We start from the raw sequence: 25,733 nt of genomic DNA, 5'->3' as shown, positions 1-25,733 counted from the left end.
ATGCCAGAAGCTCCGACCGGCAAGCCCGACGCCGCGGCGATCCGCAACCTGGTGCTGGTATGCATCGGCCTGACCAGCGTCTTCGTCGCCCAGACCATGCTGCTGCTGGCGGTGCCATTGCGCGCGCTGGACATGGGCGCCAGCCCGGCGATGGTCGGGCTGGTGCTCTCGGCGCCCTACCTGTTGCCGCTGCTGTTGGCGATTCCCCTCGGCGGCGTGGTAACTCGCGTCGGCGCCCAGAAGGTCACCCTGCTGGGCGCCTGCGGCATGTTCGCCGGGCCCTGGCTGACGCTAGCGGTTCCGGGTCTCGTCGGCCTGCTCGCCACTCAGTTGGTGATCGGCATAGCGCATGTGGTGATGGTGATCGCGGCGCAGTCGATCGTCGCCTCGCTGGGACGCGGACGACAGCTCGAGCGCTATTTCGGCTGGTACACCATGTGCCTGTCTGGGGGCCAACTCATCGGACCGTTGCTCGCCGGGCGGCTGATCGATACCCAGCCGATGGCCAGCGTGATCATGGTGATCGGCACGCTACCGCTGATCGCCGTGACCACCTCGCTGCTGTTCGTCGGCGACTCGCGCAAGGGCCACGTGGCGCCCCGGGCCTTGCTCGGCTATCGCGCCCAGGCTTCATTACTGCGCGCCAATATCGGCGTCAAGATGTCGATCGCGGTGACCGTCGCGGTCCTCTTCGCCCTCGCCGCCCATGCCGTCTTTCTCCCCGTCTACCTCGAGAGCATCGCTCTGTCGGCGACCGCGATCGGTGTGCTGATCAGCCTGCGCGCGCTGTGTGCGATGCTGATCCGTCCGTTCATGCCCGGTGTCATTCAAGCCCTGGGTGGCCGCTCCCGGACGATGATCGCTTCGGTGGCGGCCGTCGCCCTGGGCATGATGTGGACCGGCGCCACCGATAGCATCGGCTTGCTAGCCTTCTACGCCGTGCTGGTCGGGCTGGGATCCGGCATCTCGCAACCGTTGTCGATGGTGGTGCTGGCCGAGCACGTCTCCGCCGAGCAGCGCGCCAGCGCGTTGGGTATGCGGCTGATGGGCAATCGTGGCGCCCAGGTCCTGGCGCCCCTGCTGCTGGGGTTCATCGCCGAATGGCTGGGATTCACGCTGGCCTTTTTGCTCTGCGGCGCGATACTGCTTTGTCTGCTGACAGTGGTGATCCGCCTGGCCCCCGGCTTCGACCGCGCCGAGCGCGAAGCCGCGTAATGCCCACCCGACGAAGGAGAACCGAATGACCCAGCACGCTCCCCGGCACCCCGACTGGCCGATCGTGATCCTCGACGACTTCGACGACGTCTGCGCCCGGTCGCCGGCGGTCGCTGCGTTACAGCGCGATTTTCCCCTCACCGTCCATCGTCGGCGTCTGGAGGGCCCGGCGTTACAGAGTGCGCTGCGCCAGGCCCGTATCGTGGTCACCCTGCGCGAACGCTCGGCGATCGACCAGCGCTTCCTCGAGGCCGCCCCGGAACTCGAACTGGTGGCACAGACGGGCACCGGCCTCAACCACGTCGACGTACCGCGGGTGCGCCAGCGCGGCATCGCCATCGCCACCACCCCGGGCGGGTCGGTCGATGCCGTGGCCGAGCTGGTCATCGGTCTGATGCTGGCCTTCGACCATCGCATCGTCGCCGGCAGTCGCCACGTCGCGGCCGGTGACTGGGCGAGCCAGTTGGGCCGCGAGGCGAGCGGTCAAACGCTCGGCCTGGTCGGCTTCGGGGCGATCGCCCGGGCCGTCGCCCCGCGCGCCCAGGCGCTGGGCATGCGGATCAAGGCCTGGGGCCGTTCGCTGGAGCCGGCCCAGGCCCGGCAGTTGGGCGTCGAGGCCATGCCCAGCGTCGAGGCGCTGCTCGAGGCCGTCGACGTGGTCAGCCTGCATCTGCGCCTGACCCCCGAGACCCGTGGGTTCCTCGATGCAAATCGCATTGCCGCGATCCGCCCCGGGGCGCTGCTCGTCAACACCGCACGCGGGGCGCTGCTCGACCAGCACGCCCTGCTCGGCGCCCTGCAGGCCGGACGCCTGCGGGGCGCCGCACTGGACGTCACCGACCCCGAGCCGCTGCCCGCCGGCCATCCGCTGCTGTCGCGCGAAGATGTGCTGATCACCCCGCACATGGGCTGGACGACCCGCGGTACCTACGAACGCTTCCTGACCGATGCCGGCGCCAACATCCGCGCTTTCGTCTCCGGTCGGCCGCTGCACCTGGTCGATGGCTGACCAGATCCCCATGTTGGTCATGCGCTCCCTGTTTCGATCGCGAGGCGGGTCCGCAGTTCACCGCTTGCACGCTCAGTCGAGCGTCGGCCCCGCCGCGACGATCGCCTCGTCGATGCCCTCGAACTTCGCGAAGTTGGCGACGAACTTGGCCACCAGCTCCCGACGCTGGACATCGTAGGCTTCCTTGTCGTCCCAGGTCTGGCGCGGGTCGAGCAGTTGCGAATCGACCCCCGGCACGCGGGTCGGCACCGCCAGGTTGAGTCCGTCGATCATGCGGGTCTCGGCCTTCTTGAGCGCGCCGGACTGAATCGCGCCGATCACCGCCCGGGTGGTGGGGATGCTGAAGCGGCTGCCGCCCTGGCCGTGGCTGCCGCCGGTCCAGCCGGTATTGACCAGATAGACGCGCGAGCCGAAGCCCTCGAGACGCTTGATCAGCAGATCGGCGTACTCGCGGGCCGGACGCGGGAAGAACGGCGCGCCGAAACAGGTCGAGAAGGTCGCCTCGAGACCGGCCGACGAGCCCATTTCGGTGGAGCCGACCTTGGCCGTATAGCCCGACAGGAAGTGATAGGCCGCCGCTTCCCTGGAGAGGATCGATACCGGCGGCAGCACGCCGCTCATGTCGCAGGTGAGAAAGATGATGGCGTTGGGCTCGCCGGCGCGATTGGCGGCGACCCGCTTCGCGATATGCTCGAGCGGATAGGCAGCCCGCGAATTCTGGGTCAGGCTGTCGTCGGCATAGTCGGGATGGCGGCACGCGTCGAGCACCACGTTCTCGAGCACCGTGCCGAAGCGAATCGCCTGCCAGATGAGCGGCTCGTTGCGCTCGGAAAGATCGATGCATTTGGCGTAGCAGCCACCCTCGATGTTGAATACCGTGCCCTCGCCCCAGCCGTGCTCGTCGTCGCCGATCAGATAGCGCGCGGGGTCGGCGGACAGCGTGGTCTTGCCGGTCCCGGAGAGACCGAAGAACAGCGTCGTCTCGCCATCCTCGCCGACGTTGGCGCTGCAGTGCATGGGCAATACGTCCTTTTCGGGCAGCAGGAAGTTCTGCACCGAGAACATCGCCTTCTTCATCTCGCCGGCGTAGCGCATCCCGGCGATCAGCACCCGGCGCCGGGCGAAGTTGAGGATCACCGCGCCTTCCGAGCGGGTCCCGTCGCGCTCTGGTTCACAGGTGAAGTGCGGCGCATTGAGAATCGTCCATTCGTGCTTGCCCTTGGGGTTGAACGCCTCGGGGCGGACGAACAGGGTGCGGGCGAACAGGCAGTGCCAGGCGGTTTCGGTGGTCACGCGAATCGGCAGGTAATGCTCGGGATCGGCGCCGACGTGCAGCTCGGCGGTGTAATTCTCGCCTTCCGCCAGGTAGTCCTCGACGCGCTCCCACAGCGCATCGAAACGCTCGGCGTCGAACGGCTGGTTGACCTTGCCCCAGTCGATCAGCTCGGCGGTGGAGGGCTCGTCGACGATGAAGCGATCGCTCGGGGAACGTCCGGTGCGCGCCCCGGTCTCGACAACCAGCGCGCCGTTGTCCGCCAACCGCCCTTCGCCGCGGACGATGGCGCGTTCGATGAGTTCGGCGGCGTTCAGGTTGAGATGGCGTCGGGTGCGCTGTTCCTTGGATGTCCGGGGCGCAGCTTGGTTGCTTGTCATGGGTAATGGGTCCTGGGCCGGGGGCCGGTTCTCTCTCGTTAGCCAAAGTGCTTCACTGAATACCGTCGTGGGCGTTTGCCGCCTCTCGCCGGCACACAGACTGAAACAGTATGGCAAAAAGCCCCCCTTCGTCACGCCGCGCCGCATCAGTGCAAGGTCGGCGTCCCGGCGTCCGGCGATTCGATCAGCGACTCGATCTCCGCCGCCGAGAAGTGATGGCGGGTATGGCAGAAATGGCATTGGGTATCGATGGCCTGCTGCTCGTCGAGAATCCCGCGCAGCTCCTCGGCGCCCAGATTGAGCAGTGCCTGGGCGATGCGCTGGCGTGAGCAGTTGCAGGCAAACCGCAACGGCTTGGGATCGAACACGCGCACGGTCTCTTCGTGATACAGCCGGTGCAGCAATTCGCGTTGACCGAGCTGCAGCAATTCCTCGGGCTTGACGGTACTGGCCAGATGCACCGTGCGCTCCCAGGCGTCCGGGTCGCGGCTGTTTCGATCGTCGGGAAGCTGCTGCAGCAGCAGCCCCGCCGCATGCTGGCCGTCGGCCGCCAGCCACAGCCGCGTGGCAAGCTGCTCGGAGCGCGCGAAGTAGGCCTCCAGGCAGCCGGCCAGCGAAGACTCCTCGATCGCCACGATGCCCTGATAGCGATTGCCCTCGCGCGGATCGAGGGTGATCACGATACGCCCCTCGCCGACCAGCGCGTGGAAGTCGGCATCGTCGGCCGGCAACGCTGCGTCTTCGTCGAGCCGGGCGATCGCGCGCAATTCACCGCCGGGATTCGATTCGGCCATCAGCAGGCTCAAGGCGCCCTCGCCGCGGACCTCGACGCTCAGCGTGCCGTCGAGCTTGACGGTCTCGGTGAGCAACGCCACGGCGGCGAGCATCTCGCCCAGGTGCCGCGTCACTGCCGGTGGATAGGCGTGGCGCTCGAGCACTTCGGCGTAGGCGCGCTCGAGGCCGGCGACCTCGCCGCGCACATTGGTGTCATCGAAAAGGAATCGCTGGATCTGGTCGGTCATCGCTGTCGTCGTCACTCGGAGTCGGGAACAAGAACATGAAAGGAACGGCGGGTTAGTCGTCTTCGACGGGGCGCTGGCGCTGGAAACGCTGAATGTTGCGACGTTCGCGCTTGTCGGGGCGTCCGGGCGGCGCACGCATCGCCTGATTGGCGAGCCGGCGATTCTCGGTCTCGCGCTCGCGGCGGGCCAGGCTGTCGGCGGTTTCGCGGTAGAGCTCGCGGGCCTCGGGGGCGCCGCGGCGCTGGTCGCTGACCGCCAGTACCTCGACCTCCCAGTAATCCCAGCCTTGAGGCACCTTGATCAGCGCCCCCGGCTCGACCATCTTGCTGGTCTTCACCCGGGCGCCGTTGTACTGGACCTTGCCGCCCTCGATGGCTTGCTTGGCCAGGCCGCGCGTCTTGAAGAAACGCGCCGCCCACAGCCACTTGTCGATGCGTACCTGTTGCATAGCCCGTTACATAGCCTGTTAGAGAATAGGTAAATGGCGATTCAGGCGCTGGGTAACAAGGTCGCGAAGCGATCGAGGACGATAAATGCCTCGAGTTCGCGCTCGGGTCGCTGGCTGTCGGGCTGCTTGATGCCCAGCAGGTGGCGAATGCCGAACTCCCGGGCGCTCTCCAGGACCGCCGGGTTGTCGTCGATGAACAGCGTGCGCTGCGGATCGAACGGCTCGATCTCCTGCAGCGCGAACCAGAACTCCTGACGCTCCTTGGGCACGCCGACATCGGCCGACGAGACGATCGCGTCCAGGTACTGCTCGAGACCGGTCAGCGGCAGCTTGAGCGCCAGACTCTCGCGATCGGCGTTGGTCGCCAGCACCACCCGCGGGTGCTGCTGCTTGAGCCAGGTCAGGAAATCCAGCGCGTCGCTGCGCAGGCCGATCAGGTGCTGCACTTCGCGCTTGAGCGCCACGATATCGACGCCCAGTTCCTGGCGCCAGTAGGCCAGGCTGTACCAGTTGAGCGTGCCCTGCTCGCGAATGATCCGGTCGCGCAGGATGTCCTGGGTCGCCTGGTCGAGATGATGCAGCTCGACGTAACGTCGCGGCAGGTGCTCGAGCCAGAAGTGGCTGTCGAAGTGCAGGTCGAGCAGCGTGCCGTCCATGTCCAGCAGCACGGTGTCGATATCGCGCCAATCAAGCATTGGCCAGGGGCTCCGGGGCAGTGGTAAAAGAGACGAACACGATCAGCTTCATTGTACGGATACGCCCGCCATGCCGCCAATATCGCTCCACAAACCCCAGGTCCTCGGCCGCGAGGAGATCGCGCGCAGTCGCCTGTTCACCATCGAAAGCCTCGAATTGCGCTTTGCCAACGGCGCCGAGCGGACCTTCGAGCGCCTCAAGGGCAGCGGCAGCGGCGCGGTGATGATCGTCGCCATGCCCGACCCCGATCATGTGCTGCTCATCCACGAGTATGCCGCCGGTTTCGACGACTATGCGCTGACCCTGCCCAAGGGCCTGGTCGACCCCGGCGAGGACATCATCACCGCCGCCAACCGCGAACTCATGGAGGAATGCGGCATGGGCGCGCGACGCATCGAGCCGCTGGTCGAACTGTCGTTGGCGCCCAACTACATGAACCACCGCATGCAGGTGATGCTCGCCACCGATCTGTACGAGAAGCGTCTGCCCGGCGACGAACCCGAACCGCTGGTGGTTGAGACGCACGCCATCGATGCGTTGCCCGCGCTGCTTGCCCGCGAGGACTTTCACGAAGCTCGGGCCATCGCCGCGCTGTTCATCGCCCGCGAGAAACTGCGCACCGAACGCCAGAGCGAGTCCTGGTGGTAATGGCATGATCATCGTTTGAAATGCAATCGTTCATTGACTAACTTGGCAGTGACTTGAAGGGTGAAGTAGCCGCCAGAAGGGAAAGCAACAGCAACCCGAATTCTTTACAGGCCAGCTTCAGGCGTCTAGCTTCTGTACAGGTTAACGCTTGATAGCAAACCTGTTTCAGGCGGGTTGAAAGAGAGACGCTTCACCCGCAAACAGGGAATGACCATGCAAGGAGGTATGACCATGAAAAATGTGAAAGGACTATCATTGACTCTGGGTTCCGCCCTGTTGACATCGCTGCTGGCTTTTTCGGCCGCCGCGCTGGCTCAGGAATCTTCGGATGTCGCTCCGGACAGTGGTGTCGATGCGGGGGTCGAAGGCCATAACGTGCCACCGCAGAAGCCCGAAAAGAGCACGGAATCATCCGATATCAACAACGCCGAAAACGCTACCATGCGCGAAGAAGATGAATTGGCGTCGGATGACGGCGTCGATGCCATCGAGGATCGCGATTCCGAAACCGGCGCCAACGACGGCGACCAGACCTCCTATCAGGACGAGGAACTCGTCGAGGACAAGGGCGTCGATACCCGTGAAGATCGCAATGACGGCGATACGCCATAACCCCTCGTTCTCGGTATGACACGACCCCGGCTCCGGCCGGGGTTTTTTGTAAACGTGCCGCTATCGATAATCACCTACCGCAGCCTGTACCTTTACACGAACGATTTTTATCGCATTCGCTGAATCCATCCTGGGTCGGCCAACGTATTCATCGATGTCCGGCCATGGACACCCTGGGCGCACGCACACGACATACGCCGGGCCCCTGGGACACACTAGGTAAGGAGAGTGAACATGCAGAATTTCAAACGCTTCGCACCCGTAGCGACAACGGTGCTGCTGGCCGCATTGCTGAGCGTTTCCACGCTTGCCTTCGCCCAGCAGACCTCGGAACTGGCCCCGGATAGCGGCGTCGACTCCGGCCATCAGGTCCAGCCCGATGCATCGCAGCCCATGTCCACCAACGGCATGGAAGACATGCAAGACGCGGATATGATGAATGACACCAACAGCGGTGCAGAAACGCTGGCGCCGGCCAACGGCGTCGATGCCCAAGAGGAGCGAGCCAACGGCATGGCCCAATCCGGCAACTCGACTGACTGGACCTCCTATTCCAGCGAGCCGCTGGTCGACGACAGCGGCGTCGATGCCGAAGACGATCACATCGATTCCAATAGTCCTTGAACGCACTCACCCCTACGAACAGACCTCGGCCTTGGCCGAGGTCTGTTCGTTGCACGGTCACCGCAAGCGCGCGACCGGTGGCAATTCTATCAGTCGTTATACACCGGCATCGCTTACCAGCGGGCTGACATTGTAGGCGGTACGGGTATCTACTTGCGCTTCGCTCGGTGCCTGGTGCTGCCTGGCATCGACGCCGCCATCGGGCACCAGGCTCACGCTGCGCTCGACGACCGCCGATTGACTATCCAGGTTGATCGACGTGTTGCGGACATCCCGGGCCGGGTATGCCGGCGGAACCTGATGACCACGATCAAGGCCGTGATCGGGTGCCAGGCTGCTGCTTGTTTGGGCCAGTGCGGCGCCGGAAAATACCAGTGCCGAGGCCAGCAGCAGAGAAGTCAGGGGCAGGCTCTTTACGCTTTTCATGTTGCTCATCTCCTTTTGAAAGATACTTGGCCGAAAGGCCATCGGACTCGGCGTTCGTGGCGCCTCGTCGATGCAAAACATGATAGCAGACTAATTATTGCACTACAACTTTAGTAGCTGACTAATAGCTACGCCTGCCAAAACCAAGCCGACAATCACAGCCTGCGCACAACCGGGCCCGCAAACGCAAAGAACCCCGACGGTTGCCGGGGCCCTCATGAAAGGATTCGGGCGAGGCCAAGCCTCGCAGCCGCCGCTATCCGCGCAGCTTGTTGAGGCCGCTTTCCTTGATGCGCACCCAGCGCTGCTGACGCGAGCTGTCCAACCCCGCCTCGATAAGCTGCATGACCGCCAACGCCTCGTCGAGCGGCACGGGGTTGCTGGCCTGGCCGCGCAGCGCAGCGCGGATAGCGGCGTAATAGGCCAGATAGTCGCCCGGTCGAGTCGGTTGCTCGCGGCTAATCAATGGCGCCCCCTCCCCCTCGCCGTCACGCAGGGTCAGGGTGCCGTTGCGTGGATCCTCGCCCCACTGTGGTGCCGGTGTCTCGCCGGCTTTCAGACGATCCTCCTGCGGGTCGAGTCCATACTTGACATAACTGCCGGCGGTGCCGTGGATCGCGAACCGTGGCGACTCGGACGCCACCAGCGTCGCCGCATGCAGGACAACACGACAATTGCCGTAATCGAGCAAGGCATGGAAATCGTCGTCGATCTGGGCGTCATCCCGACGCTGGACGAGGTCGAGCAGGATCGTCTGGGGCATGCCGAACAGCGCGCGCACCTGATCGAGCAGATGCGGTCCCAGGTCGTACCAGATCCCGGCCCCCGGCTTGGCTTGTTCGCGCCAGCGCTGGCGTACCTCGGGACGAAAGCGGTCGAAATGCGACTCGAAGTGCACCACTCTTCCCAACGTGCCGGCCTCGAGCAGCTCACGCACAGTCATGAAGTCGCTGTCCCAGCGCCGATTATGGAACACCGACAGCAATTTACCGGCGTTCTCGGCCTGGCTCTTGAGCTGGCGCCCCTCGCTCAAGGTGATGGTAAAAGGTTTGTCGACCACCACGTTCTTGCCGGCAGCGAGCGCTGCCTTGGCCAGCGGATAGTGGGTCTCGTTGGGCGTGGGAATCACCACCAGATCGATATCGCTGCGCGCGAACAACGCGTGCGGGCTGACCTCCACCGCGACATCGGGCAGCCCGGCATGCACCTTGGCGGCATCGCTCGACGAGACAGCCACCAGTTCGAGCCCCGGGGTTGCGCGAATCAGCGGCACATGGAACGTTTGACTGGAAAACCCGTAACCCACCAGACCGACGTTGAACGACTCCCTCATTGCTTCCTCCTTGTCCATACAGGCCAGCGTGCTTATACAAAAAGAGCACGTTGACCATCAAAAAACGTTCAAGAAAATGTCATGTCGACCTTGGTCTAAGCAGCCATACTTCTTACAACCCACTGTAAGTGAGCGGTGCATGTTTTATCCACTCGGCCCGGGAGATAGCGACAATGTGCTGTTGCGAAGAAAGTCTGGAATTGCTGAACGTATGGTATGTCATCGAATGCCAGCTCGAAGCGCTCGAGAACGAAGCCGCCGAGGGTATACCTCAGGCCGCGTAATGACTGTCGTTGTGGCCAGTCGGGGGTACTCAGTCAGTGATACAGGGCACGGCGACGATCAGCAATTCGAAATTCCAGGACCCGCGGCCTGCGCCGCGGGTCTTATTCTGTAAATCAAGAACGTCATAAATCACGCAGCGGCCACTCAGTCGAGCTTGGAGAGATCGCGCACTGCGCCGCGGTCGGCCGAAGTCGCAAGCAAGGCGTAGGCCTTGAGTGCCGCGGATACCTTGCGCACGCGCTGGATGACCGGTTTCCAGGCTTCGTTGCCGCGCGCCTCCATCGCCTCGCGGCGTCGCGCCAGCTCCCCGGCAGGCAGCTGCACGTCGATGGTCCGCTGGGGAATGTCGATGCGAATCACGTCGCCACTTTCGACCAGGCCGATCGCCCCGCCCGCCGCCGCCTCGGGCGAGACATGGCCGATCGACAGCCCCGAGGTGCCGCCCGAGAAGCGTCCGTCGGTCAGCAGCGCGCAGACCTTGCCCAGCCCCTTGGACTTGAGATACGAGGTCGGATAGAGCATCTCCTGCATGCCCGGCCCGCCCTTCGGGCCTTCGTAGCGGATGATTACCACCTCACCCGCCTTGACCTTGCCTTCGAGCACATGCTCGACCGCCTGATCCTGGGACTCGACTACGTGCGCCGGACCCTCGAATACCAGAATCGAGTCGTCGACACCGGCGGTCTTCACCACGCAGCCGTTTTCGGCGATGTTGCCGTAGAGCACCGCCAGCCCGCCTTCGCGGGAGAAGGCATGGGCGAGATCGCGAATGCAGCCGCTGGCCCGGTTGCCGTCGAGGCTCGGCCAGCGCGCCGACTGCGAGAAGGCCTGCTGGGTGCGCACGCCGCCGGGGCCGGCCTTGAAGAACTCGACTACCGCGGGCGTCGGGTTGCGCATGATGTCCCAGCTGTCCAGCGCCTCGGCCAGGCTGTCGCCGTAGACCGTGGGCACCGCGGTGTTGAGCACCCCGGCGCGGTCGAGCTCGCCGAGAATCCCCATGATGCCGCCGGCACGATGGCAATCCTCGATGTGGTACTGCTGGGTGTTGGGCGCCAGCTTGCACAACTGCGGCACCTCGCGGGAAAGCCGGTCGATGTCGGCCAGGGTGAAGTCGACCTCGGCCTCCTGGGCCGCCGCCAGCAAGTGCAGGATGGTGTTGGTCGAGCCGCCCATGGCGATGTCGAGCGTCATGGCGTTCTTGAAGGCGTCCCTGGAACCGATGGCGCGCGGCAGCAGGTGCGCCTCGTCATTCTCGTAATAGCGCTTGGCCAGCTCGACGATGCGCTCGCCGGCGGTCTCGAACAGCCGCCGGCGGTCGCTGTGGGTCGCCAGCATAGTGCCGTTGCCGGGCAGCGCCAGGCCCAGCGCCTCGGTCAGGCAGTTCATCGAGTTGGCGGTGAACATCCCCGAGCAGCTGCCGCAGGTCGGGCAGGCGCTGCGCTCGACCTCGTCGAGCGTGGCGTCGTCGACGCTGTCGTCGGCCGCCATCACCATCGCATCGACCAGGTCCAGGCCGTGATCGAGCAGTTTCGTCTTACCCGCCTCCATCGGCCCGCCGGAGACGAAGATCGTCGGCACGTTGAGGCGCATCGCCGCCATCAGCATCCCCGGGGTGATCTTGTCGCAGTTGGAGATGCACACCAGCGCATCGGCACAGTGGGCATTGACCATGTACTCGACGCTGTCGGCGATGATGTCGCGGCTCGGCAGCGAATAGAGCATGCCGTCGTGGCCCATGGCGATGCCGTCGTCGACGGCGATGGTGTTGAATTCCTTGGCCACCCCGCCGGCCTTCTCGATCTCCCGGGCCACCAGTTGGCCCATGTCCTTGAGATGGACGTGGCCGGGCACGAACTGGGTGAAGGAGTTGGCGACGGCGACGATCGGCTTGTGGAAGTCCTCGTCGTTCATCCCGGTGGCGCGCCACAGGGCGCGGGCGCCGGCCATGTTGCGGCCGGCGGTGGTGGTGCGTGAGCGATACTCGGGCATGCGATCCTCGTCTTGGCTAGCCATCTTCTACCGTAGCCGGTCAATCGCTGACAGCGGCCCGTCGAGCCCCGACAGGGTGGGGCCGGATGGTCTGCAGTTGTTTCCAGGTGGGCTGTCGATTCTGTCATGTCTCCCCAGCCGAAACCAGCGGGCCGGGACATCGCAGATTTTCATGGCGCACGGCGAGGGGTGGAACTATGGTGAAAAATGACGCGACGGGAAATAGCGTCAGTCGAAGGGCCATCCGCGCCCGAAGACTTGCCCTACCTGGCAAGATTTCTACGGATCAAGGAGTTGTTCATGGAATCTGCAACCAAGAAAGCGACCAAACTGCACGCCTTTGCAGCGTCTTTATTGCTGACGGGACTGCTGACCGCAGGGAGCGCACTCGCCAATGAACCCACCGGCACCTCCACAGAGGGCATGAGCCAGTCGGGTAGCGGCGGCATGTCACAGGAATGCTCAGACGCTATGAAGGACAGTAACGGCCAATGCCCCGATGATATGGGCACCGGAACTTCGGGCTCAGGCTCCAACAGTACGGGCAGCGATAGCGGAACCGGCATGAACGGCGACAGCATGAACGGCGACAGCATGAACGGCGGCGGCATGAACGGCGACAGCATGAACGGCGGCGGCATGACCGACGACAGCATGAACGGCGGCGGCATGAACGGCGGCAGCAGCCAGTAAACCAACCCGTTCCGAGCGGCCTTCGGGCCGCTCGGCCGGTTGCTCCACGCTTTCTATCAGCCATCCATCCTATCAGCCATCCATCGCTTTCCGCGCATTACCGATTGCAGCCTACGGATTCTAGAATTCTAGGATTCTAGCTCGGAGCGTCAGGCGAAAACCGCCTTCGCGACATCCTTGTAGTGCCTGGCAAAATGTACCGTCATGCCCGCCTTGAGAAAGTCGGGCAGCTCATCGTAGTCGCGGCGGTTGGCCTCGGGCAGGATCGCCTCGAAGATGTCGCTGCGCCGGGCGGCGATGATCTTCTCGCGGATGCCGCCCACCGGCAGTACCTGGCCGGTCAGCGTTAGCTCGCCGGTCATCGCCAGCGCCCGGTCGACGCTCTCGTTTCTGGCCAGCGACAATAGTGCGGTGGTCATGGTCACTCCCGCCGACGGGCCATCCTTGGGCGTGGCGCCCTCGGGCACGTGCAGGTGGATGAACGCCTCGTTGAAGAAGTCCGGGTCGGCGCCGTAGTCACCCAGATGACCCAGCGCATAGCTGTAGGCGATGTTCGCCGACTCCTGCATCACCTCGCCGAGCTTGCCGGTGAGCTTGATGCCGCGGGTCAGCGCATGCACCTTGCTCGCCTCGATGGGCAGCGTGGCGCCGCCCATCGCCGTCCACGCCAGCCCGGTGACCACGCCCACGCCCTTGAGCACCTGCTCCTTGCGGAAGATCGGCGCACCCAGGTACTCCTCGAGGTTGTTGACCGACACCTTGACGCTCTGCTGATCGTTTTCCAGCAGCTTGACCGCCGCCTTGCGCACGATGCGGTGCAGTTGTTTCTCGAGCTGGCGCACCCCGGCCTCGCGGGCGTAGCCCTCGATCACTTGACGCAATGCCGCATTGGTCAAGTTGATGCGTTTCCTGGGAATCTTGTCCCGCGCGAGCAGCCGTGGCCAGAGATGGTTCCTGGCAATCTCCACCTTCTCCTCGGCAATGTAGCCGGACAGTCGCAGCTGTTCCATGCGATCGAGCAGCGCCGGTGGAATGGTGTCGAGCTGGTTGGCGGTGCACACGAACAGCACCTTGGACAGATCCAGGCGCACATCGAGGTAGTGATCGAGGAAATCGACGTTCTGCTCGGGATCGAGCACCTCGAGCAGCGCCGAGGCCGGGTCGCCCTGGAAGGACTGGCCCATCTTGTCGACCTCGTCGAGCATGATCACCGGGTTCTCGACCTCGACCTCCTTGAGTGCCTGCACCAGCTTGCCGGGCATGGCGCCAATATAGGTGCGCCGGTGGCCCTTGATTTCGGCCTCGTCGCGCATGCCGCCCACCGAAAAACGGTAGAACTTGCGGCCCAGCGCATCGGCGATCGAGCGCCCCACCGAGGTCTTGCCGACCCCCGGCGGGCCGACCAGCATCAAAATCGAGCCGCCCACGTCACCCTTGAAGGTGCCCTCGGCGAGAAACTCGACGATGCGCTCCTTGACGTCGTTGAGACCGTCGTGGTCGCGGTCGAGCACCTGGCGAGCGTGCTTGAGGTCGAGCTGGTCGTTGGAGGTGACGCCCCACGGCAGCGCGGTCAGCCAATCCAGGTAGTTGCGCGTGGTACCGTATTCCGGCGAGCCGGTCTCGAGCACCGAGAGCTTGTCGAGCTCATCGTCGATGCGCGACATGACCCGCTCGGGGACCTCGAGATTCTCCAGCCGGGCGCGGAAGGTGTCGACGTCGTTCTCGCGATCGTCCTTGGAGATGCCCAGTTCCTTCTGGATCACTTTCAACTGCTCGCGCAGGAAGAACTCGCGCTGACGCTCCTGCATCTGCGCATTGACCTGCTCGCTGATCTCGCTCTGCAGCTGGGCGACCTCGATCTCCTTGCGCAGCAGCGGCAGCACCTTCTGCATGCGCGGCATGATCGGCAGGGTCTCGAGAATCTCCTGCAGCTCGCCACCCTTGGCCGAGGTGATGGCCGCGGCGAAGTCGGTCAGCGGCCCCGGTTCGTGGGGGCTGAAGCGGTTGAGATAGTGCTTGAGCTCCTCGCCGTACAGCGGGTTGATCGGCAACAGCTCCTTGATGCCGTTGATCAACGCCATGGCGTAGGCGCGCGCTTCCTCGTCCTCGGCGTTGATCGGCTCCTTGGGATAGCTGACTTCGACCAGGTACGGCGGCTTCTTCGACAGCCAGCGCACGATGCGAAAACGCCGCATGCCCTGGGCGATGAACTGGATCTGCTGATCCTCGCCCTGAATCTTGTGGACCTTGACCGCGGTGCCGATCTCGGGGAAATCGTCCTGCTCGAGCTCCCCGCCGCCGGCGTCGCCGACGTAGGCCACGCCCACCGCGTGATGGTTGGTGTTGGCGACCCGCTGCATGGTCTCCTGCCAGCGCTGGCGCTGGATAACCAGCGGCTGGACCTGAGCCGGGAAGAAGGGTCGATTGTGAATCGGCAGCAGGTAGATGCGCTCGGGAAGGTATTCGCTGGTCGGCACCACGGCGCCGTGGTGGCCCTGCTGCTGCTGTCGTTCGGCGCCGTCGCCGAGAATTTCCGCTACGTCGAGATCGTGTCCCTGATCATTTTCGTTCATCGTTCACCTTCGTATCCACTGGGTCATTGACGACCATCATGCTGCATGCAATGCGGGCATCGGCAGTGAACTTCAAGCTTAGAAGGATAATTCGGGCAGCGGGCGGTCGTTGAGGCGCAGCGTGCCGTCGGCCAGCACCAGCGCGTGAGCGGGCCGAGTGAGCAATCCTTTGTTCAGTGCAGCCAGAACCACAGATGCATGGTACTCCAGGCGTAGACCCCGGCGAGCACGTCGTCGAACATGATGCCGAAACCGCCGGCGATGCGCCGATCGACCCAGCGAATCGGCCAGGGCTTGATGATGTCGAAGACCCGAAACACCACGAACCCCCATAGCGCCGTCTCCCATGAGAACGGCACCGCGGCCATGGTCAGCCAGTAACCGACGAATTCGTCCCAGACGATCCCCGAATGGTCGTGGACACCCAGGTCCCGCGAGGTCTTGCCGCACAGCCAGATGCCGACCAGACCGGCGAACAGCGTCAGCCCCAGATACCAGGACAGCTCGAGATCGGACAGCAGCCAGTAGAAAGGGATCGCCGCCAGGGTACCGAAGGTGCCCGGAGCGAACGGCACGGCGCCGCTGCCCAGGCCGAAAGCGAAGAAGTGCGTCGGTCGACGCCAGACGCTGGCGGGCGCTCGGTTCATGTCGCGCCCTCCGGAAAATGTCGCCAGCCGTTGCGCAACAGCCCGGCATCGACCCCGGCAATGCCCGGTGCCCGGCGCAGGCGGCCGATGGCGGTCAGCGGTACATCGAGAGCGGCGAGGCGTTGCCGGGCGGTTTCGAGTCGGGCGGCCGGCAAGCTGACCAGCAGCTCATAGTCGTCGCCGCCGCACAGCGCCGCCTCGTGCGCCCCCGCCTCGCCGAGCCGCGCCACCAGGCCGGCGCTCAGCGGCAGGCCGGCGACGTCGAGTTCGGCACCCAGCCCGGCGGCACTACACAGGTGTTCGAGATCCACCAGCAGGCCATCGGAGATATCGATGGCGCTGTGGGCCAGCTGGCGCAGCGCCTCGCCCGCCGCCAACCGCGGCTGCGGCAGCAGATAGGCGGCCAGCAGCGGGTCGTCGAGCTCGCGCGCCCCGGCATACCAGGCTTCCAGGCCGCCGCGGCCGCCACCCAGCGCGCCGGTCACCACCAGCACGTCGCCGGCTTTACCGCCGCCGCGGGTCAACGCCTGCCCGGCGGGGAACTCACCGTGCACGGTCACCGTGATGCTCAACGGCCCGCGGGTCACGTCGCCGCCGACCAGGGTCACCCCGCAGACCCGGCACAACGCATGGAAACCCTCGGCGAAACCGGCCAGCCAGGCGTCGTCGGCCTCGGGCAGGCTGATCGCCATCACGCACCAACGCGCCCGCGCGCCCATCGCCGCCAGGTCGCTAAGCGCCACCGCCAACGCCCGGTGACCGATCGCCACGGCCGGCGCAGCGGCAGGAAAATGCACCTCGACCAGCGAGGTGTCGACGCTGACCGCCAGCTGGCTGCCGGGGCTCGGTGCCAGCACCGCGCAGTCGTCGCCGGGACCCAGGACGACGCCGGAGCCGACAGCCCCGGTGGACTGCGCGGGGTCGGCGAAATAGCGGGCTATGAGCTCGAATTCGCTCAGCATGGCAACGGGCACGTCAGCGACGGCGTGCGCTGACCTCGGTCATCCGCAAGCGCCCGGCGAGCTTGTCGAGGATGCCGTTGACATACTTGTGGCCATCGGTGGCGCCGAACGACTTGGCCAGCTCGACGCCTTCGTTGATCACCGCGCGATACGGCACTTCGAGGCGATGCGACAGCTCGTAGGCGCCGAGACGCAGGATCGCCAGCTCGATGGCGTCGAGATCCTCGATGCGCCGATCGAGCAGCGGCGCGATGGCGGCGTCCAGCTCGCCGCAGTTGCGGGCCACGTTGTGCAGCAGGTCGTGAAACAGCGCCAGGTCGGCGATCTCCATCACCTTGCGCCAGTTCTCGTGATCGGCGAGATCCTCGTCGGCGATCTGGCTGCGGAACTCGACTTCCACGCTGGCCACCGCCTTGCCGGTCATCTGCCACTGATAGAGGCCCTGGACGGCCAGTTCGCGGGCGGCGTGACGTGCCTCGCGGGCACTGCTCGTGGGCTGTTCGCGGCGACTCATGCCTGGCCTCCGAAGCGCTTCATCAGCGAGACCATTTCCATCGCCGCCATGGCCGCCTCGGCGCCCTTGTTGCCAGCCTTGGTGCCGGCGCGCTCGATGGCCTGCTCGATGGAATTGACGGTCAGCACGCCGTTGGCGACCGGCGTCTCGAATTCCAGCTGCAGGGCGCCCAGCGCGCTGTTGCAGCCGCCGGCGACATACTCGAAATGCGGCGTGCCGCCGCGGATCACCGTACCCAGCGCGATCACCGCGTCGGGCTTGACCACACGCAGCGCGCGCTTGACGGCCAGCGGCAATTCCCAGGCGCCGGGGACGTGGACGATATCGATATTGTCCTCGTCGACACCGTGGCGCACCAGGCTATCGACGGCGCCCTCGACCAGGCTGTCGACCACGTGGTGGTTGAAACGCCCCACGACGATCACGTAGCGAGCGTCGACATCGGTGAAGGAACCTTCGACTTGAGAAATCGGTTGCATAGCCTTGTCCTGGCAAAAAAAGGGTCCTGACAAAAAGGGGCTTAGTCTAGCGGCTCGCCCGCAGCGGCGGAATCGGCATCCAGCCGCTCGACCACTTCCAGGTCGAAACCCGACAGCGCGGAGAACTTCCACGGCGAACTCAACAGGCGCATCCTGCCGACCCCCAGCTGACGCAGGATCTGCGAGCCGGTGCCGATCATCAGGTAGTTGCCGGCGCCATCGGAATCGCTGGTGCGCGGCGCCCGGCGACGCTCGAGGAAGATATCCAGCTGCGACTTGAAGTCGAGCGAGGCGCGGCCGTCGTCGAGCAGCACGAAGACCCCCGCCTCCGCCGCGGCGATCTTCGCCAGGGCGTGATGGGCGGTCCAGTTGCTGCGCTCAGCCTTTTGCAGCGTCAGCAGATCGCGCAGGCTGTCGGCCAGGTGCACGCGCACGGTGGTCGCCGCATCGGGCGTCGGCTCGCCCTTGACCAGCGCCAGATGGTGGGCGCCTTGGATGCGGTCGTGGAACACATTCAGGGTCATCGGGCCGAAGGCGGTCTCGACCGGCTGCGACTCGACATGCTCGATGGTCTGCTCGGTATGCATGCGGTAGTGGATCAGATCGGCGATGGTGCCGATCTTCAGGCCGTGCTCGGCGGCGAAGCGCTCCAGCTCTGGGCGCCGCGCCATGCTGCCGTCGTCGCTCATCACCTCGCAGATCACTCCGCTCGGCTCGAAACCGGCCATCGCCGCCAGGTCACAGGCCGCTTCGGTGTGCCCGGCGCGGCGCAGCACCCCGCCCGGCTCGGCCATCAGCGGGAAGATGTGCCCGGGCTGGACGATATCCGCGGGCCTGGCGTCGCGCGCCACCGCGGCCTGCACGGTGCGCGCCCGGTCGGCGGCGGAGATGCCGGTGGAAACGCCCTCGGCGGCCTCGATCGACAGCGTGAACTTGGTGCCGAAGCCCGAGCCGTTGTCGCGCACCATCAACGGCAGGTTGAGCCGCTCGCAGCGCTCGCGGGTCATCGGCAGGCAGATCAGGCCGCGGGCATGGCGCGCCATGAAGTTGATATGCTCGGCCTCGACCTTTTCGGCGGCCATGATGATGTCGCCTTCGTTCTCGCGATCCTCATCGTCCATGAGGATCACCATCTTGCCCTGGCGAATGTCTTCGACCAGCGCTTCGATACGTGCCAGGCCCTGGGCGGACGTCGAATCGTCGGCGGGCTGTGAAGAAGCCGACTGTGAAGAAGCAGACTGTGAAGAAGAGAGCGCCATGGAATCTCCGGTCTTTTCGAGCGGCGTTGTCGGCAAATGGCGACTGTTTCGTGCGCCTTTGTCGCTACGCCGGGTCAGGTCGGCGGTCAGGGTACCTGTCTGCAGGCGCGCGCGCCAGTCCCATGAGGAGCGTCATACGCCGCGTTGCGGGCGGGCGATGATCCGCCAGTCGTGGCCGACGGCGCGGATGTCGTCGATCAGCAACGGGCGCTGCTGGGCCATGCGCTCGAGCCCGGGGATGGCGAACAGCGGGCGCGCCTCGCCGCCCAGCAGCGTGGCCGCGACGAACAACTGCATCTCGTCGATCAGCTCGGCGTCGAGCATCGCCCCGGCTAGCGTCGCCCCGGTCTCCAGCAGGACCTCGTTGCACGCCTCGTGGGCAGCCAGATGATCGAGCAGCGCCGCCAGATCGACGCGTCCATCGCGCCCGCTGGGCATGATCAGCACTTCGGCGCCGGCCGCTTCCAGGGCGGCACGACGCTCGGCGTCCTGGCTGCAGGCGACGATCAGCGTACGCCCCGGCTCGCTCAGGCAGGCCGCCGCCAGCGGCAGCCGCAAGCGCGTGTCGACGATCACCCGCAGCGGCTGGCGAGCGGCGATCGCCTCGCCCTGCTCGCCCTCGATGCCCAATTGATCGGCACGCACGGTGAGCCGCGAGTTGTCGAAGATCGCCGATTCGACACCGGTCATCACCGCGCTCGAGCGCGCGCGCAGGCGCTGCACCTCGCGCCGCGCCGCGGGACCGGTGATCCACTGCGATTCGCCGCTGGCCATCGCGGTGCGCGCATCGAGACTCATCGCCATCTTCAGCCGCACGAACGGCCGGCCGCGACTCATCCGCGCGATAAACCCCGGGTTCAGGGCCCGTGCCTCGCTTTCCAGCAGGCCCAGCTCGACCGCCGCGCCGGCCTCGCGCAGCAGCGTCAGGCCGCGCCCACTCACCTCGGGGTTGGGATCGCTCATTGCCGCCACGACCCTGGCCACGCCGGCCTCGATCAGCGCCTCGGCGCAGGGCCCGGTGCGGCCGTGGTGCGCGCAGGGCTCCAGCGTCACGTAGGCAGTCGCCCCGCGCGCCGCCTCGCCGGCCGCACGCAGCGCGTGGATCTCGGCATGCGGCTCGCCGGCGCGCACGTGCCAGCCTTCACCGACGATGCGCCCGCCCTTGACCAGCACGCAGCCGACGCGCGGATTGGGATCGGTGGTGTAAAGACCGCGCCGCGCCAGCTTGAGCGCGCGGGCCATGCAGGATTCGGGAGTCGTCTTGGGCATGTCATTCCCTGAAGAGTGAACATCAACGCCTCGGAGCACGCCGCGCCGATAAGCAGGTGCTCAGTGCTCTTCCTCGTTGGGCGAGAAATTGGGCTCCTGGGCCAGACGGTCGATCTCGGCACGAAACTCGTCGATGTCCTGGAAGCGCCGGTAGACCGAGGCGAAGCGAATGTAGGCGACCTGATCGAGACGCTTCAAGGCGCGCATCACCTCCTCACCGATCTCGCCGGCCTCGATTTCGCGCTCGCCGCGGGCGCGCAGGCGCTGGCGAATGCGTTCGACGGCGGCCTCGGTGGACTCGGCGCTCACCGGGCGTTTCTCCAGCGCGCGCAGCATGCCGTCGCGCAGCTTGCGTTCGTCGAACGATTCCCGCGAGCCATCGGCCTTGATCACCCGCGGCATGACCAGTTCGGCGGTCTCGTAGGTGGTGAAACGCTCACCGCAACCGGCGCACTGACGACGCCGTCGCACCTGATCGCCCTCGGCGACCAGCCGCGAGTCGGTGACCTTGGTGTCGTTCTTACCGCAAAAGGGACAATGCATCGCTCGACATCCGCCATGGACCAATCCTGATAGTGTAACGGGAATGGGCCGTCGCGCGGAAATCGCCGACGCCGCTGCCCGAGCATGCCGTCAGCCGGCCGTCCCGACATCATACACACGGCGGCCATTGACGAAGGTCTGGCACGGCGTGAGCGCGGCGTCGACGAGCGTCACATCGGCGTCGTGGCCGACTGCCAGTCGCCCCTTGCGATGCTGCAGCCCGAGCACCTGCGCGACGTGCCCGGAAATCAGTCCGAGCGCCCGCTCCAGCGGCAGCACGCCCTCTTGCACCAAGCGCCGCCAGGCGGCGATCAGGGCGGTGTTTCGCGCCACCCGCATGCCCAGATAGCGTCCCGCAGCGTCGAACTCCGGCAGGCTGCCGTTGCAGTCGGAACTCAACGTGATGCGCGCCAGCGGGACGCCGCGCTCGAGCAGCCGGCAGACCGCGTCGAAGCCATCGAGCCCCGCCTCTCCTGGGTCCTCGAAGGCCGTCACGTCGACGTTCGCGCCAAAGCGCAGGGCGTAGTCCGCGGCCTCCTCGAGCAGCGCCCGGCGACGATTGACGTGGGTGGGGATCACCTGCTCGGCGGGTATCTCGGTTTCGCTCAGCAGCCGTCGCAGCGGCTCCAGCCCGCGCTCGCCGTCGCCGACATGGAAGTGGCAGATGCCGCGCTTGCCGGCCAGCATCGCCCCCACCCGGACGTCGCTCACCAGCCGCTCGATCTCGTGCTGACGCGGCTGGCTCGAGCGGTGGTCGGAAATCGCCAGTTCGCCCAGGCCGAGCACCTCGGGGATCCACGCCAGGTCGCGCTGCAGGTCGCCGGTCAGGGTCGGCGGCGGCACCCGATAGGCGCCGGTATACAGGTAGGCCGCGATGCCCTCGGCGCGCAGCCCGCGAACCTTGGCCAGCAGATCCGCCGGCGAGCGGCTGACGCTGTCGGTGCCCAGCACGCCGACCACGGTGCCGATGCCCATCGCGGCGATCTCGAGCGCGGTAATCTCCGGGCAACGGGTGGCGCAGCCGCCCTCCCCGCCACCACCGGTGACGTGGACGTGCTGGTCGATGAATGCCGGCACCGCGGTCAGTTCGGGCGCCTCCACGATCCGCAGCGGCCAGCCGGACGGGACCTCGAGGGGGGCTCCGATCGCGGCGATGCGACCGCCGGCGATCAGGATGTCGCCGGCGCCGAGCGGCTCGGGGGCGTAGATATGACCGACGCGGATCAGCGTCAGCAGCGCCGCGCTTTCCTCGACCTCTAGCGCCATGGGCACTCCTCCGTTCGTGTCAGCCATGATCGGTGGTCCCTCGCGGCCGATCACAAGCCCTCGGCCACGGCGCCGAACCGGCGCCCCTTGAGTCGCGCGATGACGCTGTCGATGTCGTCGATCAACAGGACCAACAGGTCGCCCTGATCGGCCTCGGCGAAGGCCGCATCGATGGCCTGGTTCTCGTCCATGATCAGCGCGACGCGACAGACATGGTCGCCGCGCCCGGCGTGGCCAGCGGCGGCCGGCGATTCGGCGCCACGCCCCAGCAGCGCGGCGGTTTCGCCGGCGGCGCGCCCACGCGGATCGGTTTCGTAGATATAGAGCGCATCGTGCATCCTGGCGAGCTGCTCGCCCAGCGCCACGAGATCCTCGTCACGGCGGTTGCCCGGCGCGCTGGCCACGCCGATGCGTCGCCGCGCGGGCAGCCGGCAGATCAGTTCGTCGAGGGCGATGAGCGCCGCGACGTTGTGGCCGTAGTCGACCAGCACCTGGACCCCGTCGGCCATGATCAGGTTGGTGCGTCCGGGGTTCTGGCCATGCGAGGGGTGGAAGGTACGCAGGCCGCGCTGGATGTCGGCGATGCCCAGTCCCAGCGCATGGGCGGCGGCGGCGGCGGCCAGCGCGTTGGCGACGTTGAAGCGGGCATGGCCCTCGAAGGCGATGGGCACGTCAAGGACCGGAACGATCTCGGCCTCGACGTGCCCCTGGCGCATCACGATGCAGCCGTTGACCACGGTGAAGGCCACGCCGTGCTCGCGGACGTGACGCCGCACCGCCCGCGAGTCGGAATCCAGGGTGAAGAAGATACTCTCGCCCCGCACCCACTCCTGGGCCGCCAGCGTCCGGGAATCGTCGGCATTGAGCACGGCCTTTCCGCCCTCGCGCACCGCATCGATGACCACCGTCTTGCAGCGCGCCAGGTCGTCGAGGCTATGGATGTCGCTTTCGCCGAGATGATCGCTGGCGATGTTCAGCAGCACCCCCACGTCGCAGGCGTCGAAGCCCAGCCCGCGGCGCATGATCCCGCCACGCGCCACCTCGAGTACCGCGTACTCGACGGTCGGTTCGCGCAGCACGATGGCCGCCGCCTGGGGGCCACTGTAATCGCCGCGCAGGATTACGTGGTTGTCGATTTCGATGCCGCCGGTGCAGGCCATGCCCACCTTGCGCCCGGCCTGGCGCAGCAGGTGGGCAAGCAGCCTGACCGTGGTGGTCTTGCCGTTGGTGCCGGTGACCGCGACGATCGGGATGCGCCCGTCGTCGCCCTCGGCGAACAACATATCCACCACGTGGCGGCCGACCTCGCGGCCCTCGCCATGGGTCGGCGACAGGTGCATGCGAAACCCCGGCCCGGCGTTGACCTCGACCACCGCCGCGGCCTGTTCCTCCAGCGGGCGGCTCAGGGTCTCGGCCACCAGGTCGATGCCGATGATGTCGAGCCCCACCAACCGTGCGATGCGCTCCGCCAGGTAGCGGACTCCCGGGTGGACCTCGTCGGTCACGTCGGTGGCCGTGCCGCCGGTGCTCAGGTTGGCGGTGGCCTTGAGGTAGACGATCTCGCCGCTGGCGACCACGCTCTGCGGGGTCAGGTTCTGCTGCTCGATCAAGCGCTGCGACTGGGCGTCCAGCTCGATCCGGGTGAGCAGGTTCTCGTGGCCCAGGCCGCGCCGGGGATCGCGATTCTCGGTCTCAACCAGCGCTTGCAGGGTGGAGACGCCGTCGCCGACGACATGCGCCGGACGCCGCCGCGCCGCGGCGACGAGGGTGCCGTCGATCACCAGCAGGCGGTGGTCGTCGCCACGGATGTACTGCTCGACGATCACCGACGGGTGCTGCCGGGCCGCGGTCTCGAAAGCCTCGCGCAGGTCGTGACCATCGTGGATGTCGGTGCTCACGCCGCGGCCGTGATTGCCCGCCAGCGGCTTCACCGCGAGCGGATAGCCCAGGTTTCGCGCCGCCTCGAGCGCCGCCTCGTACGAATCGCACACCCAGCCGCGCGGCACCGGAATCCCCGCATCGTCGAGCAGTTGCTTGGTCCAGTGCTTGTCGTCGGCGATGCTGTAGCCGAGCAACCCGGTACGCCCCGTCACGGTCGCCTGGATGCGCTGCTGACGATGGCCGTGGCCGAGCTGCACATAGCTGCTGTCCTCGCTCAGCCGCGTCCAGGGGATGCCGCGCTGGCTTGCCGCAGCGACGATCGAGGCGGTGGACGGCCCCAGCATGTGCGCGTCGCGGACCGTCTTGAGCCGTGCAATGATCATTGGCATGTCGATCGCCCGACCGTCGAACAGACGCTCGACGAAGTCCACCGCCTCGACGCCGGCCGCCAGCCCGCAGGCCTCGTCCCGGTAACGATAGATGACGTTGTAGATGCCCGTCTCATAGGTATCCAGCGTCTTGCCGTAGCCCACCGAGAAGCCGATCAGGTTCTGCAGTTCGATCGCCACGTGCTCGACGACGTGCCCGGCCCAGGTGCCGCGGGCCAGCCGCTCCAGGAAGCCGCCGCGGCGACCGATCGAACAGCGATGCTCCGCGAGGGTGGGCATCTGCTCGGTGAGACGCGCGACGACGTCGGGCATGGTGTCGCTCGGCCGCTGTTCGAGTTCGCCGATGTCCAGGCGCATGAAGATCGCCAGGTAGCGGCTGTAGTAGTTCGGCCCGCGCAGGGCGCGATGTTCGAGAATGTTCATCGACTCTCCGCGAGGCAGGCCCGTAGCGCCTCGCTGGCGAGATAGCGTCGCGCCTCGACGTCGAAGCCGTTGCCGCTGATCAGCGCATGCAGGATCATGTTCTCGATCGCCACCGGCGCGCCCATCTCCAGCTCGGCGATGTTCGAACTGGCCAGGTCGCGGCTGTCGATGATGATCACGTGGCCCGGGCCGATCGCCTCGAGCACGCCGTGAGGATGAATGACCACCCCGGCGTCCTCGCTGAGGCCGACCCCGAGCTGTTGCGGATTGGCCGCCCCGACCTCCATCAGCCGCGTGAAGCGGCCGCGCTTGAGGAAATGGCTGTCGATGATCAATCCCTCGACCAGCCCGAGCCCCGAGGTCATGTTGACCGCGCCCTTGCGCAGGGCATCCTCGGCGGTGCTGTTGTAGATCATGGTGCTCGGCAGCGCCGCCGCCCCCGCGCTGGTGCCGGCCACCACCGCGCCGGCCCGCAAGCGGGCGCGGATTGCCTTGAGCGCCGGCGAGCCGCCCATCACGTGGGTCAATCGCAGCTGATCGCCGCCGGTGAAGAAGATCACCCCGCTGCGCTCGATCAGCCGCACGATCTCGCCATCGGCCGCCTGGCGGCGACCCTCCATCGCCAGCGTGTGGACCTGACTCGCGCCCAGCCGCTCGAAGGCGGCTTGATAGATAGGCAGGATCTGCCCGGGGATCGAGCTCGCGGTGGCGATCACCGCAACCTCCGCGTTGCCCGCCGGGGCGCGGGAAAAGACCTGGTTGAGGACCGCCAGATCGGAGGTCCGGTCCTCGGCACCGCCGATGGCGATCAGCGGACCGCGAGTTGCGAGAGCGTGGGGCACGAGAGAGGATGCTGCCATTAGCCTTTCGCCGCC

At 66.2% G+C, this 25,733-nt stretch carries 24 protein-coding genes; 6 read left to right on the top strand and 18 right to left on the bottom strand.

Going from position 1 to position 25,733, the window contains the following annotated elements; translation table 11 throughout:
- Both HALZIN_RS0106090 and HALZIN_RS0106085 read left to right on the top strand, forming a co-directional pair.
- The gene (locus HALZIN_RS0106090; RefSeq protein ID WP_051907402.1) at positions 1-1,215 is read left to right on the top strand and encodes an MFS transporter; all 1,215 of its coding nucleotides are present in this window, start codon (positions 1-3) and stop codon (positions 1,213-1,215) included.
- A 25-nt stretch (positions 1,216-1,240) separates the two neighbouring features.
- Entirely contained in the window at positions 1,241-2,224 is a 984-nt protein-coding gene (locus HALZIN_RS0106085; protein ID WP_051907401.1) for an NAD(P)-dependent oxidoreductase, read from the top strand.
- 72 nt (positions 2,225-2,296) lie between these two features.
- Here HALZIN_RS0106085 and HALZIN_RS0106080 read toward each other — a convergent pair whose 3' ends face one another.
- The 4 genes from HALZIN_RS0106080 to yrfG form a co-directional block, all read right to left on the bottom strand.
- Positions 2,297-3,877 carry a phosphoenolpyruvate carboxykinase gene (locus HALZIN_RS0106080; protein ID WP_031383343.1) on the bottom strand — a complete coding sequence of 527 codons (1,581 nt, stop codon included), beginning with the start codon at positions 3,875-3,877 and terminating at the stop codon, positions 2,297-2,299.
- A 146-nt stretch (positions 3,878-4,023) separates the two neighbouring features.
- On the bottom strand, positions 4,024-4,899 hold the full coding sequence (hslO, locus tag HALZIN_RS0106075; protein WP_031383342.1) for an Hsp33 family molecular chaperone HslO: 876 nt from the start codon (positions 4,897-4,899) through the stop codon (positions 4,024-4,026).
- A 52-nt stretch (positions 4,900-4,951) separates the two neighbouring features.
- Complete coding sequence (locus tag HALZIN_RS0106070; protein ID WP_031383341.1) at positions 4,952-5,347, bottom strand: RNA-binding S4 domain-containing protein; 396 nt, start codon at positions 5,345-5,347, stop codon at positions 4,952-4,954.
- Between the two features lie 41 nt (positions 5,348-5,388).
- Entirely contained in the window at positions 5,389-6,042 is a 654-nt protein-coding gene (gene yrfG / locus HALZIN_RS0106065) for a GMP/IMP nucleotidase (protein ID WP_031383340.1), read from the bottom strand.
- A 70-nt stretch (positions 6,043-6,112) separates the two neighbouring features.
- Between yrfG and nudE the strand changes: the two genes are divergently transcribed.
- From nudE to HALZIN_RS0106050, 3 genes are all read left to right on the top strand, one after another.
- A complete protein-coding gene (gene nudE / locus HALZIN_RS0106060) occupies positions 6,113-6,691 on the top strand; it encodes an ADP compounds hydrolase NudE (protein ID WP_031383339.1) in 579 nt (192 codons plus the stop codon).
- 207 nt (positions 6,692-6,898) lie between these two features.
- Positions 6,899-7,303, top strand: a complete 405-nt coding sequence (locus HALZIN_RS0106055; RefSeq protein ID WP_160171090.1) for a hypothetical protein — start codon at positions 6,899-6,901, stop codon at positions 7,301-7,303.
- 234 nt (positions 7,304-7,537) lie between these two features.
- Positions 7,538-7,927 (top strand): hypothetical protein, encoded by a 390-nt coding sequence (locus HALZIN_RS0106050; RefSeq protein WP_031383337.1) that lies wholly within the window; start codon positions 7,538-7,540, stop codon positions 7,925-7,927.
- Between the two features lie 96 nt (positions 7,928-8,023).
- Here HALZIN_RS0106050 and HALZIN_RS0106045 read toward each other — a convergent pair whose 3' ends face one another.
- The 3 genes from HALZIN_RS0106045 to ilvD form a co-directional block, all read right to left on the bottom strand.
- Entirely contained in the window at positions 8,024-8,362 is a 339-nt protein-coding gene (locus HALZIN_RS0106045; protein WP_150113087.1) for a hypothetical protein, read from the bottom strand.
- 247 nt (positions 8,363-8,609) lie between these two features.
- Positions 8,610-9,686, bottom strand: coding sequence for an oxidoreductase (locus HALZIN_RS0106040; RefSeq protein WP_031383335.1), 1,077 nt, complete (start codon positions 9,684-9,686; stop codon positions 8,610-8,612).
- Between the two features lie 429 nt (positions 9,687-10,115).
- Complete coding sequence (ilvD, locus tag HALZIN_RS0106030) at positions 10,116-11,960, bottom strand: dihydroxy-acid dehydratase (protein WP_031383334.1); 1,845 nt, start codon at positions 11,958-11,960, stop codon at positions 10,116-10,118.
- 300 nt (positions 11,961-12,260) lie between these two features.
- Here ilvD and HALZIN_RS18050 point away from each other — a divergent pair, with 300 nt between their 5' ends.
- Entirely contained in the window at positions 12,261-12,653 is a 393-nt protein-coding gene (locus tag HALZIN_RS18050) for a hypothetical protein (RefSeq protein WP_160171089.1), read from the top strand.
- Between the two features lie 149 nt (positions 12,654-12,802).
- Here the strand turns inward: HALZIN_RS18050 and lon are convergent, their stop codons facing one another.
- From lon to HALZIN_RS0105965, 11 genes are all read right to left on the bottom strand, one after another.
- Positions 12,803-15,226 (bottom strand): endopeptidase La, encoded by a 2,424-nt coding sequence (gene lon / locus HALZIN_RS0106020; RefSeq protein WP_031383333.1) that lies wholly within the window; start codon positions 15,224-15,226, stop codon positions 12,803-12,805.
- Positions 15,227-15,399: 173 nt separating this feature from the next.
- Positions 15,400-15,873 carry a phosphatidylglycerophosphatase A family protein gene (locus HALZIN_RS0106010; RefSeq protein WP_031383332.1) on the bottom strand — a complete coding sequence of 158 codons (474 nt, stop codon included), beginning with the start codon at positions 15,871-15,873 and terminating at the stop codon, positions 15,400-15,402.
- Positions 15,870-16,835 (bottom strand): thiamine-phosphate kinase, encoded by a 966-nt coding sequence (thiL, locus tag HALZIN_RS0106005; protein ID WP_031383331.1) that lies wholly within the window; start codon positions 16,833-16,835, stop codon positions 15,870-15,872. The genes HALZIN_RS0106010 and thiL overlap by 4 nt, the downstream gene beginning before the upstream one ends.
- Positions 16,836-16,848: 13 nt before the next feature.
- Complete coding sequence (gene nusB, locus HALZIN_RS0106000) at positions 16,849-17,349, bottom strand: transcription antitermination factor NusB (protein ID WP_031383330.1); 501 nt, start codon at positions 17,347-17,349, stop codon at positions 16,849-16,851.
- Entirely contained in the window at positions 17,346-17,828 is a 483-nt protein-coding gene (ribH, locus tag HALZIN_RS0105995) for a 6,7-dimethyl-8-ribityllumazine synthase (protein WP_031383329.1), read from the bottom strand. Before ribH ends, nusB begins: the two co-directional genes overlap by 4 nt.
- A gap of 41 nt (positions 17,829-17,869) precedes the next feature.
- On the bottom strand, positions 17,870-19,087 hold the full coding sequence (ribBA, locus tag HALZIN_RS0105990; protein ID WP_084173392.1) for a bifunctional 3,4-dihydroxy-2-butanone-4-phosphate synthase/GTP cyclohydrolase II: 1,218 nt from the start codon (positions 19,085-19,087) through the stop codon (positions 17,870-17,872).
- A gap of 132 nt (positions 19,088-19,219) precedes the next feature.
- The gene (gene ribD, locus HALZIN_RS0105985) at positions 19,220-20,356 is read right to left on the bottom strand and encodes a bifunctional diaminohydroxyphosphoribosylaminopyrimidine deaminase/5-amino-6-(5-phosphoribosylamino)uracil reductase RibD (RefSeq protein ID WP_031383327.1); all 1,137 of its coding nucleotides are present in this window, start codon (positions 20,354-20,356) and stop codon (positions 19,220-19,222) included.
- A 60-nt stretch (positions 20,357-20,416) separates the two neighbouring features.
- Complete coding sequence (nrdR, locus tag HALZIN_RS0105980; protein ID WP_031383326.1) at positions 20,417-20,899, bottom strand: transcriptional regulator NrdR; 483 nt, start codon at positions 20,897-20,899, stop codon at positions 20,417-20,419.
- Positions 20,900-20,989: 90 nt separating this feature from the next.
- Complete coding sequence (iadA, locus tag HALZIN_RS0105975; RefSeq protein ID WP_051907400.1) at positions 20,990-22,165, bottom strand: beta-aspartyl-peptidase; 1,176 nt, start codon at positions 22,163-22,165, stop codon at positions 20,990-20,992.
- Between the two features lie 50 nt (positions 22,166-22,215).
- Positions 22,216-24,858, bottom strand: a complete 2,643-nt coding sequence (cphA, locus tag HALZIN_RS0105970; protein WP_031383324.1) for a cyanophycin synthetase — start codon at positions 24,856-24,858, stop codon at positions 22,216-22,218.
- Positions 24,855-25,700: a cyanophycinase gene (locus HALZIN_RS0105965; RefSeq protein WP_031383323.1), complete on the bottom strand. Its 846-nt coding sequence runs from the start codon at positions 25,698-25,700 to the stop codon at positions 24,855-24,857. The genes cphA and HALZIN_RS0105965 overlap by 4 nt, the downstream gene beginning before the upstream one ends.
- Between the last annotated feature and the right edge of the window lie 33 nt (positions 25,701-25,733).

The organism is Halomonas zincidurans B6 (assembly GCF_000731955.1).
GTDB classification, from domain to species: Bacteria; Pseudomonadota; Gammaproteobacteria; order Pseudomonadales; family Halomonadaceae; genus Modicisalibacter; species Modicisalibacter zincidurans.
The sequence above is the reverse complement of the archived record's forward strand: the minus strand, read 5'-3'. Positions and strand labels throughout refer to the sequence as shown.